Below are 16553 nucleotides of genomic sequence, written 5' to 3' on the forward strand. Positions count from 1 at the left end.
TGCCCTCGGAGCTTTTTACGTTCCGAAGGAACGAGCGCGGGATCGAAGGGGCCGGATGTCGAAGGGGGCGGAAGGCCGGTGGCGAGAGGAGATGGGCATGAGGAGAACGTTTTCCACCTATGGCGCCAAGATGCGCCAGGCCAACCGGGAGGCGGTGGCGACCGTCGTCGCGCTGGCGGTCATCGTGGCCGTGTGGCTTGTGGGCGGTATCGGGCTTGCCGGCTGTGGCATCGAGGTGTTCTCGACGCCGCTGTGGATCATCGGGGGCACAATCGGTCCATGGATCGCGGCTATCGTCTGCGCCGTCGCGCTTGCCCGCTGCGTCTTCGCGGATTTCAACCTCGACGATGATGCCGAGGTTGTAGCCGGTGCAGCCACTGCCGGCGCAACGGACGCTGAAGGGGAGGAGGCCCGCCGTGGCTAGTCTCGCCTCCCTCATCCCGCTTATCCTCTTCCTCCTCGTTGCCCTGGCGGCGAGCATCGTCGTGCGTCGCCGTGCCGATGCGGCCGGGGGCGGCTTCGTCAACAGCTACTTCATCGGCAACCGTGCCCTTGGCGGCTTCGTGCTGGCCATGACCACCATCGCCACCTACGGATCGGTGAGCTCCTTCGTGGGCGGTCCCGGCCAGGCATGGCAGATCGGTTTCGGCTGGGTGTACATGGCGGTGGTACAGGTGACGGCGCTGGTGCTTCTGTACGGCATTTTCGGGAAGAAGATGGCGCTCATCTCCCGCAAGCTGGACGCCGTCACGGTGGTCGACGTGATTCGCGCCCGTTACGGGTCCAATGCGCTCGCAAACTTATCGGCGCTCGTCATCGTGCTGTTCTTCGCCGCCACCATGGTGGCCCAGTTCGTCGGCGGCGCGAAGCTCTTTGAGGCGGTGACCGGGTACTCCTACCTGGTGGGCCTGGCGCTGTTCGGGGTGGCGGTCATCCTGTTCACCACCATTGGCGGCTTTCGCGGCGTGGCCGTGACCGATGCCCTGTGCGGCATCATGATGCTCGTGGGCATCGTGGTGCTCGCCGGGGGCATTCTCACGGCCGGGGGCGGCTACGAGGCTATCATGACCTCCATCAAGGAGACCTCCCGGGAGATGCTTGAGCCCTTCGCCGGGGGCGCCATGCCGCCGTCTCTGTACTTTACGCAGTGGTTGCTCGTGGGCGTGTTCACCTTCGTGCTGCCCCAATCGGTGGTGCGCACCATGGGCTACAAGGACGTGAAGTCGCTGCACCGCGCCATGATCTGGGGCACCGTCATCATCGGCGCCATGATGATCGGCGTCACCTCGCTCGGCGTGCTTACAGCCGGTGTTCTTACGGAGGACCTCGCCGCCTACGGGGGCAGCGTGGACAACATCATCCCGACGGTCATCACGGCCTCGCTGCCGCCGGCGTTGGCGGGCATCGCCATCATAGGACCTGTGGCCGCGTCCATTTCCACGGTGTCATCGCTGCTCATCTCGTCGTCCTCGGCCATCATCAAGGACGTCTATCTGCACTGGTGCGACGACCGCGGGCACGCGCCCTCCCAGCGCTCCGTCGCCCTTTCCAGCCAGGCGGTGACGCTGGCGGTGGGCCTGCTCGTGTTCGTGCTCTCCATCGTGCCGCCAGACGTCATCTGGAAGATCAACATGTTCGCCTTCGGCGGCCTGGAGACGGCGTTTCTGTTCGTGCTTGTCTGCGGGTTGTTCTGGAAGCGGGCCAACGCCACGGGCGCTCTGCTCTCGCTCGCCGGCGGCACGTTGGCCTACTGCGCCGCCATGGCCGCGGGCTTCAAAGTGGCCGATTTGCACCAGATCGTCATCGGCGTGACGGCAGCCGGCGTCCTCATGGTGGTGGGAACGCTCGCTGGCAAGCAGAAAGAAGACGCCCGCATGGACGTCTTTTTCCCGACGGACTAGGGCCGCGGTCGGTCAACACGGCGCGCCCGGATCCTTTTCGGGATCCGGGCGCGCTTCTTTTATGAATGGGATTTCGACGCTCGGACGTCTTTATACCGCCGAGGGAGCCTCTTCAATGGCCTCCTTGGCCTCCAGAAACTCTGAGGCGGACTGGGCGCAGTTGGCGCCGTCGGCCACGGCGGTGACCACCTGGCGCAGCTCCTTGGTGCGCACGTCGCCGGCGGCGAACACGCCGGGCATCGTGGTTCTGCCCATGGCGTCGGCGACGATATAGCCTCCGCCATCGGTTTCCAGGTCGCCCTCCAAAAAAGCGGTGTAGGGCCTCATGCCGATGGCGATGAACACGGCCGAGGCGGCAAGCACTCGCTCGTCGTCAGTCTTCACGTTGCGCAGCTTGAGTCCCGTCACGCGCCCGTTCTCGCCCGTGATGAACTCCTCGGCAACGCTGTCCCAGCAGAACTCGACGTTGCCGAGCTCGCGTAGGCGTTCATGGTAGATGGCCGTGGCCCGCAGCTTGTCGCGCCGGTGCACCAGGTACACCTTGCGGCAGATGCGCGCGAGGTAGATGACGTCGGCCGCCGCCGTGTTGCCGCCGCCCACGACCACCACGTCCTTGTCGCGATAGAAGTTGCCGTCGCAGGTGGCGCAATAGGATACGCCGCGGCCGCGCAGCTCATCCTCGCGGGGCAGCCCGAGCTGGCTGGCCACCGCGCCCGTGGCCACGATGACCGTGCGGGCGAAGTAGGTGTTGAAGGGTGTGACGAGCTTGTTGGGCTCGGCGGAGAAGTCCACGGAGGTGACGTCTTCCATGATGGCCTTCGCCCCGAAGGAGAGGGCCTGATCGTACATGTCCATGGATAGCTCGAAGCCGCTGGTGGATCGGGTGTAGCCGGGGTAGTTCTCCAAGTGCTCGGTTTGGGCGCACTGGCCGCCGGGGGAGAGGCGCTCGAATAGCGCGGTGGAGAGTCCGGCGCGGGCCGCGTACAGCGCCGCCGTGAGACCGGCTGGGCCCGCGCCGATGATGGCGAGGTCGTACACCTCCTGGCCCTCATCGGGCCCCACCGGCGCGCCCATGCGGTTGTCGGTAACTTGTTCAGTCATAGTTGTGGGTCTCCCTCGGGCGGGACCACGGGGTACCTTGATTCGCTCAAACAGTCCTCGATGGTATCGAAGGCGAGGCGATCTTGCGTACTCTGCAGCTTTGCGCCTTCGATGCCATCTGCGGAACTCGCTCGGTCAAGGCACCCCGTGTTTCCGCTGAACATTGCCTCTGTTGAAACTAGAGCATCGCGAGGATGTTCTGCTTGGGCTGGGCGCCGAGGCGCTCATTTTTGATCTGGCCGTTCTCGAAGACGATGAGGGTCGGCACGCTGGAGACCTGGTACTTGAAGGCCAGGTCCGGACTCTGATCGATGTCCACCTTGTAGACGGTCACCTGCCCCGCCTTCTCGGTCGCGATCTCGTCGATGACCGGCGCCACCATACGGCACGGGCCGCACCAGGTGGCGAAGAAGTCGACGAGCACCGGGGTCTTCGCCTCGAGCACCTTCGTCTGGAACTCGTCAGCCGTTTTGATTACCTCAGCCATGATATCCTCCTAAATGGATGTTCGTATAGCGCGGAATGGGCCGAACTCGCCTTGGCGCGCATCGGCTGGGATCCGCTTCCGCCTGGTATTCTAGCCAAAGGCGCTGCCGACGCGACGCCGCGTCAAGGGGCTGACACGAAACCGTGGCACAGACGGCAGATAATCTGCGGCTGAATCGCTCACGTCTTCAACAGTCTGTCATCGCCGCTCCCTGCATGCCGCTCACATTCGTTAAAATGCCTATAGTGGACTCGAATACCGCGCGCGTTCGCGCAGGGGAGAGAAAGGAAGCGTCATGGCGATCGATTTGGTCTCGCTGGCCCTCATATCTCTGGTGTCCGTCGCGTGCCCCATCATCGCCGGACTCATTCCGGGCAAGCCGATTCCCGAGACGGTGCTCCTTCTTCTGGCCGGGGCGCTGCTCGGCCCTCACGGGCTCGGTGCCATTCAGTCTACCGACGCCATCAACCTGCTGTCCGATTTGGGCCTCGCCTTCCTGTTCCTTCTCGCCGGCTACGAGATATCGCCGAAGAGCCTCACCGGCACGGAGGGGAAGCGCGGCGCCGTCACCTGGGCGGTCACCTTCGCCATCGCGTTCGTCGTCGTGGCCATTTGGCCGACGCTGTCGGCCTTCGAGCTGGACGGCCTGGCCGTGGTCATCGCGCTCACTACCACGGCCATGGGCACGCTTCTGCCCATTCTGCAGGAGCGAGGCATCCTGGGCACGCGGATGGGGAACGAGATCATCGCCTACGGCACCTGGGGTGAGCTGCTTCCCATCATCGCCATGGCGCTTCTGCTCTCGACCCGGGCCACCTGGCAGACTGTGGTCATCCTCCTCGCGTTCCTCGCTATCGCCGTGGCGGCCGCCGCCGTGCCGAAGATCGCCGAGCGCATCGGCGGCTACGTGCACCGGTTCATCGTTGCCAATGCCAACACCAACTCCCAGATGGTCATCCGCGCGGTGAACCTGCTGCTCATTGGGCTGACGGCCATCTCCGCGGTCTTCGATTTGGATATCGTGCTCGGCGCCTTCGCCGCCGGCTTCATCCTGCGCTATCTCATCCCCCAGGGCGACCAGACCATGGAGATGAAGCACAACGCCATTGCCTACGGCTTCCTCGTGCCGCTGTTCTTCGTGGTCTCCGGCGCGAAGGTGGACGTGCGGGCTATCGGTGCCGAGCCGGAGCTTTTGGGACTGTTCATCCTCCTTCTGCTGTTCGTGCGCGCGCTGCCCATCTTCGTAGGCCTCTCCACGGGACGCGAGTCGCGCACCATGGACGTGCGCGAGCGGCTCACCGTCGCCTTCTACTGCACGACGGCGCTTCCCATCATCGTGGCCGTCACCAGTGTGGCCGTCTCCGCCGAGGCCATGAGCCAGCAGACCGCCTCCGTGCTCGTGGCCGCCGGCGGCGTCACGGTGTTCCTCATGCCGCTGCTCGCCTCCGTCATGGCCCATTCGGTTAATGCCGATCTGGGCGAGGCACTGCATGAGATCCGCGAGCAGCCCCGCGCCGTGGCCCATATTCTGGCCGAGCACCGCCGTCGCGAGCGCGAGCTGCACCGCCAGCTGAAGGCGCGCCTGGCCGCAGCGGGTGCGCGCCATGCCGACACCTTCGACCTCACCGAGCGCTGCCCCGGGGGCGTCTGCACCATAGCCGACACCGAGGACGACGGCCATTAATCGTCTTTGATTTACCTTGGTTTCGGGGGCTTTTGTGGCGATCGATCTTTGACATAGTCCGTCGAGGACCGGACTATGTCAATTAACTCCTGCTTCTTATGAATGCCCATCTTCGCATAGAGCCGCTTGCAATGAGTTTGCACGGTGCCGGTGGATATGACTAAACTTTCGGCGATGGCAGGGACGGTGTTCCCTCTGGCGAGCAGTTCTAATACCTCGGCTTCACGCGCCGTGAGACGAAAACGAGCTGCTGTATTGGCGCACTGTTTCGCAAGCCTGTCCCAATAGGGGTTGCTGGAGGCGTCCCGAGAATTGGTTGAAACGATCAGGCAAGAATCGGAATCGGGGACATGGCTAAGGGCGATAAACTCTGCATTCGTGAATGCTGTCGTCTTCGAATCGAGATCGCCCCGTACTAAATAGAAAACGAGTGACGTGACGAACATGGCCGATAGAGCGATGACGAACCCATGCGATTGTCCGAAGAAGGCATAGGTCTTCAGTATCGAGCTGAAGCCATAACCGAGAAGCTGTATAACGTTGACAATGCCGAAATAGAATCCAAACATAAACAAAGGACTTACTCCATCTCTCTTGCACGTTTGGCAACACTGCACCATTCCTATGGATACCAGAAGAGAAAAGATTCCATACGCGATGCCGTAAGTGATCTGAGGGAGCGCTGTGGCGAATAGCGGAATGGCGGCAAATAGGCAGAGCAGGAACGGAAAGAGCGAGCGGAACACCTGTATGACATTGAAAGAGAAGGAGCGGCGCTGCCATAGCGCCATGATGGCCAAGGACGCTGCAAGCATTCCGAGCAGTGGCGCATAAGTCAATATTCCATTTAAGGTGCTATTGCTACTTGTAAACGCCGATCTTAAAACCGTGTACAGGAAGGCAAGTGAGCCGATGCACAAAGCGCTTTTCCATGACAAGACCATGACATTGAGATAGGTGCGCCGATGGTCGAGCGGGCGCTCGGCGTACATCGGCGCGCTCCAGTCCATCGAACGGTAGCAACGGGTCAAAGCGACGGCCGCAACAAGCAATATCACCGCACGCAGCCCCATCGTTTGGCTGCTGCTCGATATAAGGCCTAGCAAAGCAAAGAGCAGAACGGGAAGTCCGCGACCGACCAGTATGTCGGCGATGCACTGGTCGTCGTCCTCGCTGGCAAAGTATTGTTCCCACAATAGGTAGAGCAGGGGCGCGCCAATGTTGTTCGCTATCGTGCCCGCAACGTTTGCCTCAATGGGGATTTCGAATCCGCATTGCCGGAAGAGAACGATGGCCATGTTCGCATATATGAGACCGAGCGCCCCGAAGGCAACTGGACCCTTTGCGGATGCAGGAGCGAAGAAGCCTATGAACATGCATAGGATCCATGTCAAGCAGTAGGTCAAAGGACTTATAAGCTCCATGAGCAAATGGGGCAAACCGCTTTCAGCATTCGGAACAAAAGGATGCCATTCGGCCATAGAGTTGGCAGCAATGATGAGAGCAAAGCTGAAAGAAGCTTCGGTGATGTACTTGATGCGTTTCAACGGGATCCTCCTCTGAAGCTATCCTAGCACGAAAGGGATCAGCAAGAGATTGCGCAAAGTGTCTGAAAGACGTCACGAAGGGCAATATCCCATGTTTCATGAGACGCGATTTACCTCGAGGTATCCAATTTCATGGCCGGCTGCCCTCCTGTTTCGATTTAGCATGACCAACCAGTTCGGTGCTGTCGGATACGAGCAAATCGTTCGAGTGGCGCATCGGGAGATACCGCTTTGAGTCTCAAATCCCCTCCCTTCTCCTTTTATTGCCCTGAAGCGTGCTGTGCGCCGACGGCTCCGAACCTTGATCAAGGCCGGGCGCTCATTCACGATGCGGCGGCCGCAAGAGAGAGGAGATCGTTTGCTCGAAGATGTTTTGCCGGGAAAGTCAATGTGCGAATAGGAGGAGGATCAATGTCGTCAAAAAGTAGTACCAGCGTCAGCCGTCGCAGCTTCTTGCGTAGCGGAGCCACGGCGGCCGCATTGGCCGCGGCAGGTGCGGCCTTCGGCTGCGCGCCAAGTGGTTCAGAAAGCTTATCCGCGACGGGAGAAAAGGCAGATGTCGCCGATTTGAACGAGCATGTCGTCGAATCGGATACGGCGATCCTAGAAGGCCGGGGCCGTTGGCAGGGCGCTCCTTGCCCCAAGGGCTGCTCTCTCACGTGTTCTCCGTGCCAGTATGTGGTCGACAACGTCCCCGTGCGGGGGAAGGTCGTTGACTATTTTGAAGAGGATGACTGCAACCGCCAGCTGAGGAGCTGCCACGCTTACAAGGTCGCTCGAGAGTGGATATACAGCCCCAGCCGCATCAAGTATCCCATGAAGCGCAAGGGATGGCAGCCTGGCGGCGGAGAGAATTCGAACGGCCAGATGCGTGGCAAAGACGAATGGGAGCGCATCAGTTGGGATGAGGCGCTCGACCTCTGCGCCTCAGAGATTAAACGTATATATGAAACCTATGGTCCCACATGCACCATCAGCTTTATCAGCATGGGCGGCTCGATTCAGAATGTTCTGAACCTCATGGGTGGTTACGTGGAGATCAACGACACTATTTCCTGTGGAACATGGCAGGCGGATACGAGTTGGTGGGGCCTGCCCTTTTACGGAAACTACATGGGCGACGACCCCCAGGATTGGGTATATGCCGACTATTTCGTTCTCGCGTCCTCGGATCCCGTGTTTACCGCGAACGCCTCCGGCGCTTATCTGACGGTTGCGAAAGAAGCGGGAGCGAAATTCGTCTATGTGGGGCCTTGCTACAACCAGGGTGCTACTCAACTTGAAGCGCGGTGGATCCCGGTTCGTCCCGGAACTGATACAGCGTTTTGGAACGGTGTCGCCTACGAGATGGTGAAGCTGGACGAGAGCGCGGGCGATGTCATCGATTGGGAGTTCCTTGCCAAGTACACCAAGGGCTTCACGATGGACAACATGCCCGACGACGCCAAACTCCAGGAATGTTACCAAGGATATCTGTTGGGAGAGTACGACGACACGCCCAAAACAGCGGCGTGGGCCAGCCTCATTTGCGGTGCACCTGAGCAGGACATCAAGGACATGGCCGCGATCATGAGCAAGCAGAACAACGTAATTTTGGCGACGGGCACAGCTGCGGCGCGTTGCACCGGTGTGGAGAACTATCCCCAGGTGATCTATACCATCGGGCTCATGGGCGGCCATATGGGCAAGCAGGGCAATGCCGTGTTCTACAACCTGACAGCGATGAACTACGTCACTAAAGCCTACACTGGGGCACGCGGTCGCGCGGCGTCTTCGATTCAGAACCCCCTGAAGTTCGAGGCCGAGCCAGGAGTCAATCTCGCGGGCATCCCCTCGGTTGGGCGCAACTTGATCGCTGCGCCGCTGCATTGGCGCAACATGCTTGAGGGGAAGTACACCTCTTACGGTGCCCATTCCCAGCAGGAATCGCCGAATCCCTATAACAGTGGCGTTGAGCACGACATCAACGTCAAATTCATCTGGAACGGATGCCGCAACTTCCTCTCGATGAGCATCGATTTGTTCAACGCGGTGAAAGTGTACAGGAACTGTGAGTTCGTTCTCACCAACGCCATTTATGCGTCCACGGTCGCGCGATTCAGCGATATCGTGCTGCCGGTTCCTTCCAAATGGGAGGGCAGCTTCGACCATGCGGAGTATGCGTGGCCGAGCGGCACCGTCAATCGTTACTATGGCGTCGACTTCGTATCTGCCAACTATCCCGTGTGCGAGCCCATGTGGGAGTGCCACTCGGACGATTGGATATCCAGGGAGATAGGTGCGCGCCTGGGTTTCGATCCCGACGAGATTGTTGCAACGGATGCCATCCAGAGCTATTTCAATTGCATGGCCGGTGGTGTCGCGACAGATGAGGATGGGACCGAGCACACGCTGCTGACGATTACTCAAGACACCATCGATCGTCACGGCGTCGAACTAGAGCCCCAAGAGGGTGAGGTCGATTTCGAGGAATTCGTCGAGCACGGCGGTTACCAATATCCTCGCTCGAAGGACGATGCCTACGCGAAGCGCTATTGCTATCAGGACTTTATCGATGACCCCGCCGCGAATCCTCTTCCTTCGGCAAGTGGCCTGTGGGAGATTTATAGTCAGCTGAAAGCGGACAATTTCAATACGCCCGACTTCGTCGATCCTGAAACACCGATGAAGCCCTACCCCAACTACTACGAGCCTACGATAGGGTACGAAAAGACGTTCAGCGATTGGGACAAGCAGATCAAGGGCGATTATCCCTATCAGTTCTTCACTTTCCATCCGGCCCGTGGCAGCCACTCCGACAACTGGAGCCTTGTCGGCAAGGAGCTGTATCCCCACAGCCTTTACATCAATCCAGTCGATGCTCAGAAGGAGGGGTTGGAGGAAGGCGATACGGCTCGTATCTGGAATCCTGATGGCGGATGCATTTTGCGACGCGTCACGTTGATGGAGGGGGTCATGCCCGGTTGCCTGGGCCTGGCGGAGAGCGCTGGCAACCTCGATCTCGACGAGTCGGATCCGGAGCATTGGATCGACCGCGGCGGTTCTGCCAATGTCCTTACCCCTGCAGTTCGTAGCAATTACATGCCCGGATTGTCCGGCTACAACAACGGTATCGTCAATATTGAGAAGTACGAGGGAGAGCCCGTGCCGCCCGATTGCGAGCGCGATATCTTCCAGATTGAGGAACAGTAAGGAAAGGAGGGCTGGAAATGAGTCTGGGATTCTACTTTGATATGACGCGTTGCTCCGGATGCGCCGCGTGCCGCACGGCGTGTCAAGATCGTTTCGACCTCTTCGAGGTCGGGTTCGCTCCTCGCAGGGTGCATCGCTATCAAACGGGCACTTTTCCTTCGGTGGCCGGGTACGTCACAAGCGTTTCTTGCAACCATTGCGAGAAACCGGCATGTGTCGAAAATTGTCCGACGGGAGCTATGTTCAAGAACAAGGACGGCCTTGTGCTGCATGACGATGATGTGTGCATCAGCTGTCAAACGTGCCTGAACGTATGCCCCTATGGCGCACCTCAGTACATCGAGGCAGAAAACCTCGTTGTGAAGTGCGATACCTGCAACGCTCTGCGGGAAGGCGGATACTTGCCGGTGTGCGTGGACGCATGTCCCTATCGCGCATTAGAGTTCGGTGACTTGAATGAACTGCGTTTAGCCCATGGCGACGATTTGGTTCAGGAGGTGTCGGTGCTTCCCAGCGCTGACGTGACGGGACCCAATCTGCTGATTAAGTCGCGTGAAGCTGCCCTCGAGAGCGGTTATCGCGAGGTGACCTACTAATAGTCGCGGACGCGGGGCGTCTTTATGCCCCGCGTCTCTCTGTCGAGAGCGAGTTATTTGATGTTCGGTATGAGTGAGGCAGGAGGTGCCATGACGGAAGAAATGGACTCTTGCGAAAAGATACTATCTGCAAGGGCGTATCTCTATCTGCTGTTCCACAAGCTTTACGGTGGTGAGCCGACTGAAGAGTTGATGGAAGCGCTTGGCGGCTCTGATACTTCGGAGGCCTTGTGCATTTACGCCCAAGAGGACGAGACGATCGAAAAATGCCAGGGCTTTCTTGAGAGACTGTGTCGCGAGCTGGCAGATGATGAGAGGCGGCAACGCTTTCTCGGGCTATGCGGTGACGAGTACGTCGCAATCTTCTACGGGTTTCCGAAGGCGCTTGTGGTTCCGTCTGAGTCTTTCTATCGCTCTGGCGATCATTCCCTGCTTTCGGAAGTGACATTAGCCGTTCGGGACTTTTACCGTCGGTTCAATGTTCTTCCTGCGCGCTATCCGCGAACGCCGGATGACCATATTGCGCTAGAAATGGCCTTCATGTCGTGTCTTGCCCGAGATGCCATGGAGGCATTCGATAAGCGAGATTGGCGCGAGCTCGTGACGCTTCTGCAGGCGCAAGCGAAGTTCGCCGACGATCATCTGCTTGCATGGATCCCCTCATTTGCGGCAGAAGTGCGTAAAATGAGCGATCCTTGCCTTTACCCGCAGCTGATCAAGACTACTGAGGCATTTGTTTCGACGGACCGTCAGTGCTTGAACAACATCGCGCTCTGGCTTGCCGAGGAAGTGGCTCCGACGGATAGAGATGCGCCCTTGGGTGGCACGGATGGCAACGCAGCGGTCTCATCCCATGAAGATGGGACAGGGGCATTGGATCGCTTGGAGTCTTTGCGCTTGCCGCATCTGGAGGACAACGAGCTTGTGCCAACCACCGCATAAATAGCTGCAAGCATCATCTTAAAGAGAGGGACGGAATGGCCTCCGTCCCTCTCTTTGGTTCGGAGATGTTACGTCCCAAGTATTCTTATCTGCTAAAATGGGGCTCAAGCGAAAGGAGGATGTTTCGATGGAAACGGGTTTGCTCACAACAGATCAAATTCGCTCGTGGGTCATACCCTTGCTTGAGAAGTACGATATGTGCTCGGCAAGCCTGTTCGGGTCCTATGCTCGCGATGAAGCAGATGCGTCCTCCGACATCGACATCTTGCTCGTAGGGAACCCGGGTTTCAGGCCCCTCAATGTGTTTGGCGTGGCAGAGGATCTTCATCGGCTTTCGGGCAAAAAAGTCGATGTGTTCGAGCTCTCTGAACTCGATGCCGGCCCTTTCCGCGACGCTGTTCTGAGGGATGCGGTGCTCTTATGAAAACCGACCGCTATCGTCTGAAACGCATCGTAGCCGTCGGGGATCAGCTTCTCAACGTGATCTCCCTACGCGATCTAACTCCTGAAACGCTGCTCTCGGACATCCAAATGCAATGGATGGTGACAACGCCTCTCTACAACATCGGTGAACAGGCTAATTGCATCTCTCGCGAGTTTGCCGATGCCCATCCAGAGGTTCCGTTCGCGCAAATTGCCGGATTGCGTCATCGGCTTGTTCATGATTATGAAGGAATCAACTGGTCGATCATCTCCTCTGTTTTGTTCGATGAGCTGGAGACGTTTGTGGCTCAAGCGCGAGATCTTATTGCCGAGCTGGACGAGGGGGAGAGTGGTCCCCAGGAAGCTGATTTCGACGAAGACGTTACCAGCTAAATCGCGACATTGGCTGCTGGTTGCAATTTGACTGCCGAAGAGCTGTCGGGGCGTTACGCTGGAACGGGAAGGGCTGGCCCTTTCGGTCCCTTCTGCTACAATGCGAAGTTGCGCCTTTAAGGCGTTTTCTAACCCACACCGTTTCACGCAAAGGAAGCACCCATGCAGGAAACTGATATGAAAGAGAAGCTCCAGAAGATCATCGAGGCTTATGACGAGCTGCAGGCCAAGATGGGCGATCCGGCAGTGCTCGCCGATCAGAAGGAGTACAACCGGCTCGCCAAGGAATACGCCTCCCAAGGTCCGCTCGCCAAGAAGGCGGCCGAGTACGTCGCCGCCATGGACGACTTGGAGGCGGCTAAGGAGATGCTCTCCGACGCCGACATGAAGGAGTTCGCCCAGGAGGAGATCGCCTCCATCGAGGCCAAGCTGCCCCAGCTGGAGGAGGACATCAAGTTCATGCTCATCCCGGCCGACCCGGCCGACGAGAAGGACATCATCGTGGAGATCCGCGCGGCGGCCGGCGGCGACGAGGCCGCCATTTTTGCCGGCGACCTCTACAAGATGTACGAGCGCTTCGCCGCGGCCCAGGGCTGGAAGACCGAGACCATGGACGCCTCGCCGTCGGAGGCCGGCGGCTTCAAGGAGATCCAGTTCAAGGTGAAGGGCGATCATGTGTACTCGGTCATGAAGTTCGAGTCCGGCGTGCACCGCGTCCAGCGCGTGCCCAAGACCGAGTCCCAGGGGCGCATCCACACCTCCACGGCCACCGTGGCCGTGCTGCCGGAGGCCGACGAGGTGGAAGTGGAGATCAACGAGGGCGACCTGCGCATCGACGTGTACCGCGCTGGCGGCCCGGGTGGCCAGTGCGTGAACACGACCGACTCCGCCGTGCGCATCACGCACCTGCCCACGGGTCTCGTGGTGCAGTCCCAGGACCAAAAGTCGCAGCTGCAGAACAAGATCGCGGCCATGGCCGTGCTGCGCGCCCGCCTCTACGAGAAGATGCTCGCCGAGCAGCAGGCAGCCGAGGGCGCCGAGCGCCTGGCCCAGATCGGCTCCGGCGACCGCTCCGAGAAGATCCGCACTTACAACGGCCCGCAGGACCGCGTGACCGACCACCGCATCGGCTTCAACTCCACCTACAACGGGGTGCTTCTGGGCGACAACCTGGGGGATGTGATCACGGCTCTGCAGGCGGCCGACCGCGCGCAAAAGCTGGAAGCTGCTGTTTAGCCTCAACCTGACGGCGCGGCCAGGAGGCGACGGCACCGTGCTCAAACAGCATTCAATGGCAGGGCTTGCAAAGGGTTGCGGCTTTCACGGATGCCATTGAATGAACTGCGCGCGGCACCATCGCCTCCTGTCCGCGCCTGACTTCTACACTACTGAAAGGCCGTTAACCCGATGTCTGAATGGACGATAAAGAAAGCGCTGGAATGGACTGAAGGGTACCTGGCCGACAAAGGGGATGAGAATCCCCGGCTCTCGGCGCAGTGGCTGCTCTCCGAGGCCTGTGGGCTCTCGCGCACCCAGCTGTTCATCAATTTCGACCGGCCGCTCTCGGAGGACGAGCGGGGAGTGCTGCGCGGCTATGTGCGGCGGCGCGGCGCGGGTGAGCCCCTGCAGTACATCACCGGGGAAGTGGCCTTTCGGCACATCACCGTGAAGGTGCGCCCCGGCGTGCTCATCCCGCGGCCCGAGACCGAGGTGCTTGTGAGCGAAGTGCTTGCGGCGCTGCCGACGCCCGGCCCCCGCGACGTGGCGTGGAACCCCGAGGCCGCCGAGCAGGAGCGCGAGGCTGTCGCCGCCGTGAAGAAGGCCCTGGAGGAGGCGGGGGAATCTGCTTCCCTCTCCGTAGGGGGCGACCTCGGTCGCCCCTCGGCTGCGAATGACGACGACGCTGATGCGGCAGCCGAACCGAGTGGTGCTGCGGAGGACTCCTCCGTAGGGGGCGACCTTGGTCGCCCCTCGTCTGCAGGCATGGATGAGACTCGCAAAAGCCTTCTCGTGGCCGACCTGTGCACGGGATCCGGTTGCATCGCCTGCTCGCTGGCCTACGAGCACCCGGATGTGCGGGTCATCGCCACGGATGTCGCGCCGGAGGCGGTGGCGCTCGCCAAAGAAAACACCGAGGCCTTGGGGCTTGCCGACCGCGTGGCCGTGCTGCAGTGCTCGCTGGGCTCCGGCATCGGCGAGAAGCGCATGGGCACCTTCGACGCCGTGGTCTCCAACCCGCCCTACGTGCCCACCGCCGTTATGGCTGGCATTCCGCGCGAGGTGGCCGATTTCGAGCCGACGCTCGCCCTGGACGGGGGCGCCGACGGGCTCGATCTGTTCCGGCCGCTCGCCCAGTGGGCCGCTCGGGCCCTGAAGCCTGGCGGCGTGCTCGCCTGCGAGCTGTATGAGGGACACATGGATGCCGCCCGTGCCGTGGCCGAGCAAGCGGGATTCGTCGACGTGCATATCGTGGACGATCTGACGGGAAGACCCCGCGTACTGGTGGCGAAACGCTAGGAAGGATATTCTCTATGGCTCTGGAAAACCTGAGGGGGACGCTGGATGCGGCCCAGGCGGTGATGGAGGAGCGCCTCGGCACCTTCCGGCCGGAGGTGGGCCTCATCTTGGGCTCGGGACTTGGTCCTCTGGCCGAGCGCATCGCCGATCCTGTCTTCGTTCCCTTCGGCGAGGTGCCCGGCATGGGCGTCTCCACGGCCAACGGGCATGTGGGGCGCTTCGTGGCCGGCATGCTGGGCGGCAGGCGGGTGCTCGCCATGCAGGGGCGGCTCCATGGCTATGAGGGCTATACCGCCCAAGAGGTCGCCTTCCCCGTGTGGCTGATGGCGGCACTCGGCGCGGACATGCTCATCACTACCAATGCCGCCGGCGCCATCAACGAGGGCTACCGCGTCGGCGATTTCTGCATCATGACCGACCAGCTGAATTTCACGGGCCGCAACCCCATCACCGGTACCGAACCCGACGCCATGGCCCCGCGGTTCTTCTCGATGTTGGACGCTTACGACCCGGTCCTGCGCCAGCTGGCCCGGCAGACTGCCGAGGCGCTGGCCATTCCCGTGCAAGAGGGCGTGTATCTGGGGCTGCTCGGCCCCTCCTTCGAGACGCCGGCGGAGATTCAGATGTTCCGCTCTTGGGGCGCTGACACCGTGGCCATGTCGGTGTGCGAAGAGGTCATCGCGGCGCGCCACGTGGGGATGCGCGTGCTCGGCATCTCGCTCGTGAGCAACATGGCCTGCGGCGTTGAGGGCGCGAGCCCCTCCGACGAGGAGGTGCACGAGGTGGCCCAAACAAGAGAAGCCGACTTCTGCCGGCTTATTGAGGAGGTTCTTCTCAAGATATAGCGCGTTTCGCTCGTGAAAACTAGTGCGAAAGCCCTTCTGTAGTGGGCGACCTCGGTCGCCCCTCTGTCGCGAGATGATCGGCGCCAATGCGATAGCCTTTACGGCTTTCGAGCATTAGGGCTGACCAAGGTCAGCCCCTACGGGCTCACTGGCAGCGCGGCGCTCGCTAGTCCCGGGCGAGAGCGATGGTGCGCGCGTCGGCGGGGATGTTGGCGCCCCAGTAGAGGATGCCCTGCTCGGCCAGGTCGCGGCCGATGGCGGCGTAGCCCTCGGCCGCCTCGCGGTTGCCGGCGATTTCCTCCTCGGTCAGCGCCCGGCGCACCTTCGCCGGCACGCCCACCACAAGCGACCCTTCCGGCACCTGTGTGCCTTCGGTCACCAGAGCGCCGGCGGCCACCAGCGAGTTCGCGCCGATGTGCGCCCCGTTCATGACGACGGCTCCCATGCCCACGAGCACGTTGTCGCCGAGCGTGCAGCCGTGCACCACGGCCCCGTGCCCGATGGTCACGCCGCGGCCCACGATGCAGTCCTGGTTGTAATCGAGGTGCAGACAGCTGTTCTCCTGCACGTTGGAGCCCTCGCCCACGACGATGCGGCTGCCGTAGTCGCCGCGCAGCGTGGCATTGAACAGGATCGTGGCATCTTTGGCCACTTCCACATGGCCCACCAACGTGGCGTTGGGGGCGATGTGCGATTCGGGATGAACGGTGACCTGGCGGTAATCCATGGGATCTCCTTGCAACGTGTTCCAAAGCTTAGCCCCACACATTACCGCTCTTGAGAAACGAAGAAAACACCCAAACCGCGGGAACCGTTGCGAGGATTCGGTAACGTACAATCTCTTGCGCACTTTCACAGCAGCATAGCCTAGATACCAAAAGACACGGCTCCGGCCTTCGGTATGATTCGAGTTGTCTAGATTCGA

At 60.7% G+C, this 16553-nt stretch carries 15 protein-coding genes; 11 read left to right on the plus strand and 4 right to left on the minus strand.

Annotated elements, in window-relative coordinates:
- Positions 1-97: 97 nt before the first annotated feature.
- Both ACW4QM_RS09760 and panF read left to right on the plus strand, forming a co-directional pair.
- On the plus strand, positions 98-424 hold the full coding sequence (locus ACW4QM_RS09760; protein ID WP_225885451.1) for a DUF997 family protein: 327 nt from the start codon (positions 98-100) through the stop codon (positions 422-424).
- A complete protein-coding gene (panF, locus tag ACW4QM_RS09765; RefSeq protein ID WP_455798411.1) occupies positions 417-1901 on the plus strand; it encodes a sodium/pantothenate symporter in 1485 nt (494 codons plus the stop codon). Before ACW4QM_RS09760 ends, panF begins: the two co-directional genes overlap by 8 nt.
- A 90-nt stretch (positions 1902-1991) precedes the next feature.
- Here panF and trxB read toward each other — a convergent pair whose 3' ends face one another.
- Together trxB and trxA are read right to left on the minus strand one after the other, a co-directional pair.
- A complete protein-coding gene (gene trxB / locus ACW4QM_RS09770) occupies positions 1992-3002 on the minus strand; it encodes a thioredoxin-disulfide reductase (RefSeq protein ID WP_114540265.1) in 1011 nt (336 codons plus the stop codon).
- A gap of 178 nt (positions 3003-3180) precedes the next feature.
- Complete coding sequence (trxA, locus tag ACW4QM_RS09775; protein WP_161127852.1) at positions 3181-3489, minus strand: thioredoxin; 309 nt, start codon at positions 3487-3489, stop codon at positions 3181-3183.
- 295 nt (positions 3490-3784) lie between these two features.
- Here trxA and ACW4QM_RS09780 point away from each other — a divergent pair, with 295 nt between their 5' ends.
- On the plus strand, positions 3785-5173 hold the full coding sequence (locus tag ACW4QM_RS09780) for a cation:proton antiporter (protein ID WP_161127853.1): 1389 nt from the start codon (positions 3785-3787) through the stop codon (positions 5171-5173).
- Between the two features lie 11 nt (positions 5174-5184).
- Here the strand turns inward: ACW4QM_RS09780 and ACW4QM_RS09785 are convergent, their stop codons facing one another.
- Positions 5185-6720: a response regulator transcription factor gene (locus tag ACW4QM_RS09785; RefSeq protein WP_114540268.1), complete on the minus strand. Its 1536-nt coding sequence runs from the start codon at positions 6718-6720 to the stop codon at positions 5185-5187.
- A gap of 411 nt (positions 6721-7131) precedes the next feature.
- On the opposite strand from ACW4QM_RS09785, the gene ACW4QM_RS09790 reads away from it, so the two are divergent.
- The 8 genes from ACW4QM_RS09790 to ACW4QM_RS09825 all read left to right on the plus strand — a co-directional run bounded on the left by ACW4QM_RS09790 (position 7132) and on the right by ACW4QM_RS09825 (position 15628).
- Complete coding sequence (locus ACW4QM_RS09790; protein WP_161127854.1) at positions 7132-9912, plus strand: molybdopterin-containing oxidoreductase family protein; 2781 nt, start codon at positions 7132-7134, stop codon at positions 9910-9912.
- 17 nt (positions 9913-9929) lie between these two features.
- Positions 9930-10508, plus strand: coding sequence for a 4Fe-4S dicluster domain-containing protein (locus tag ACW4QM_RS09795; RefSeq protein WP_114540270.1), 579 nt, complete (start codon positions 9930-9932; stop codon positions 10506-10508).
- A 90-nt stretch (positions 10509-10598) separates the two neighbouring features.
- Positions 10599-11450 carry a TorD/DmsD family molecular chaperone gene (locus ACW4QM_RS09800; protein ID WP_161127855.1) on the plus strand — a complete coding sequence of 284 codons (852 nt, stop codon included), beginning with the start codon at positions 10599-10601 and terminating at the stop codon, positions 11448-11450.
- A 127-nt stretch (positions 11451-11577) separates the two neighbouring features.
- Positions 11578-11874 carry a nucleotidyltransferase family protein gene (locus ACW4QM_RS09805; RefSeq protein WP_114540272.1) on the plus strand — a complete coding sequence of 99 codons (297 nt, stop codon included), beginning with the start codon at positions 11578-11580 and terminating at the stop codon, positions 11872-11874.
- Positions 11871-12266 carry a HepT-like ribonuclease domain-containing protein gene (locus tag ACW4QM_RS09810; protein WP_114540273.1) on the plus strand — a complete coding sequence of 132 codons (396 nt, stop codon included), beginning with the start codon at positions 11871-11873 and terminating at the stop codon, positions 12264-12266. The genes ACW4QM_RS09805 and ACW4QM_RS09810 overlap by 4 nt, the downstream gene beginning before the upstream one ends.
- A gap of 162 nt (positions 12267-12428) precedes the next feature.
- Positions 12429-13502 carry a peptide chain release factor 1 gene (gene prfA, locus ACW4QM_RS09815; protein WP_237418862.1) on the plus strand — a complete coding sequence of 358 codons (1074 nt, stop codon included), beginning with the start codon at positions 12429-12431 and terminating at the stop codon, positions 13500-13502.
- 171 nt (positions 13503-13673) lie between these two features.
- Positions 13674-14783, plus strand: a complete 1110-nt coding sequence (locus tag ACW4QM_RS09820; RefSeq protein ID WP_161127856.1) for a N5-glutamine methyltransferase family protein — start codon at positions 13674-13676, stop codon at positions 14781-14783.
- Positions 14784-14797: 14 nt separating this feature from the next.
- Positions 14798-15628 carry a purine-nucleoside phosphorylase gene (locus ACW4QM_RS09825; protein WP_161127857.1) on the plus strand — a complete coding sequence of 277 codons (831 nt, stop codon included), beginning with the start codon at positions 14798-14800 and terminating at the stop codon, positions 15626-15628.
- A gap of 166 nt (positions 15629-15794) precedes the next feature.
- Here the strand turns inward: ACW4QM_RS09825 and ACW4QM_RS09830 are convergent, their stop codons facing one another.
- Positions 15795-16355, minus strand: coding sequence for a gamma carbonic anhydrase family protein (locus ACW4QM_RS09830; RefSeq protein WP_161127858.1), 561 nt, complete (start codon positions 16353-16355; stop codon positions 15795-15797).
- Positions 16356-16553: the final 198 nt, after the last annotated feature.

The sequence above is a fragment of the Adlercreutzia sp. CNCM I-6207 genome (genome assembly GCF_977072305.1).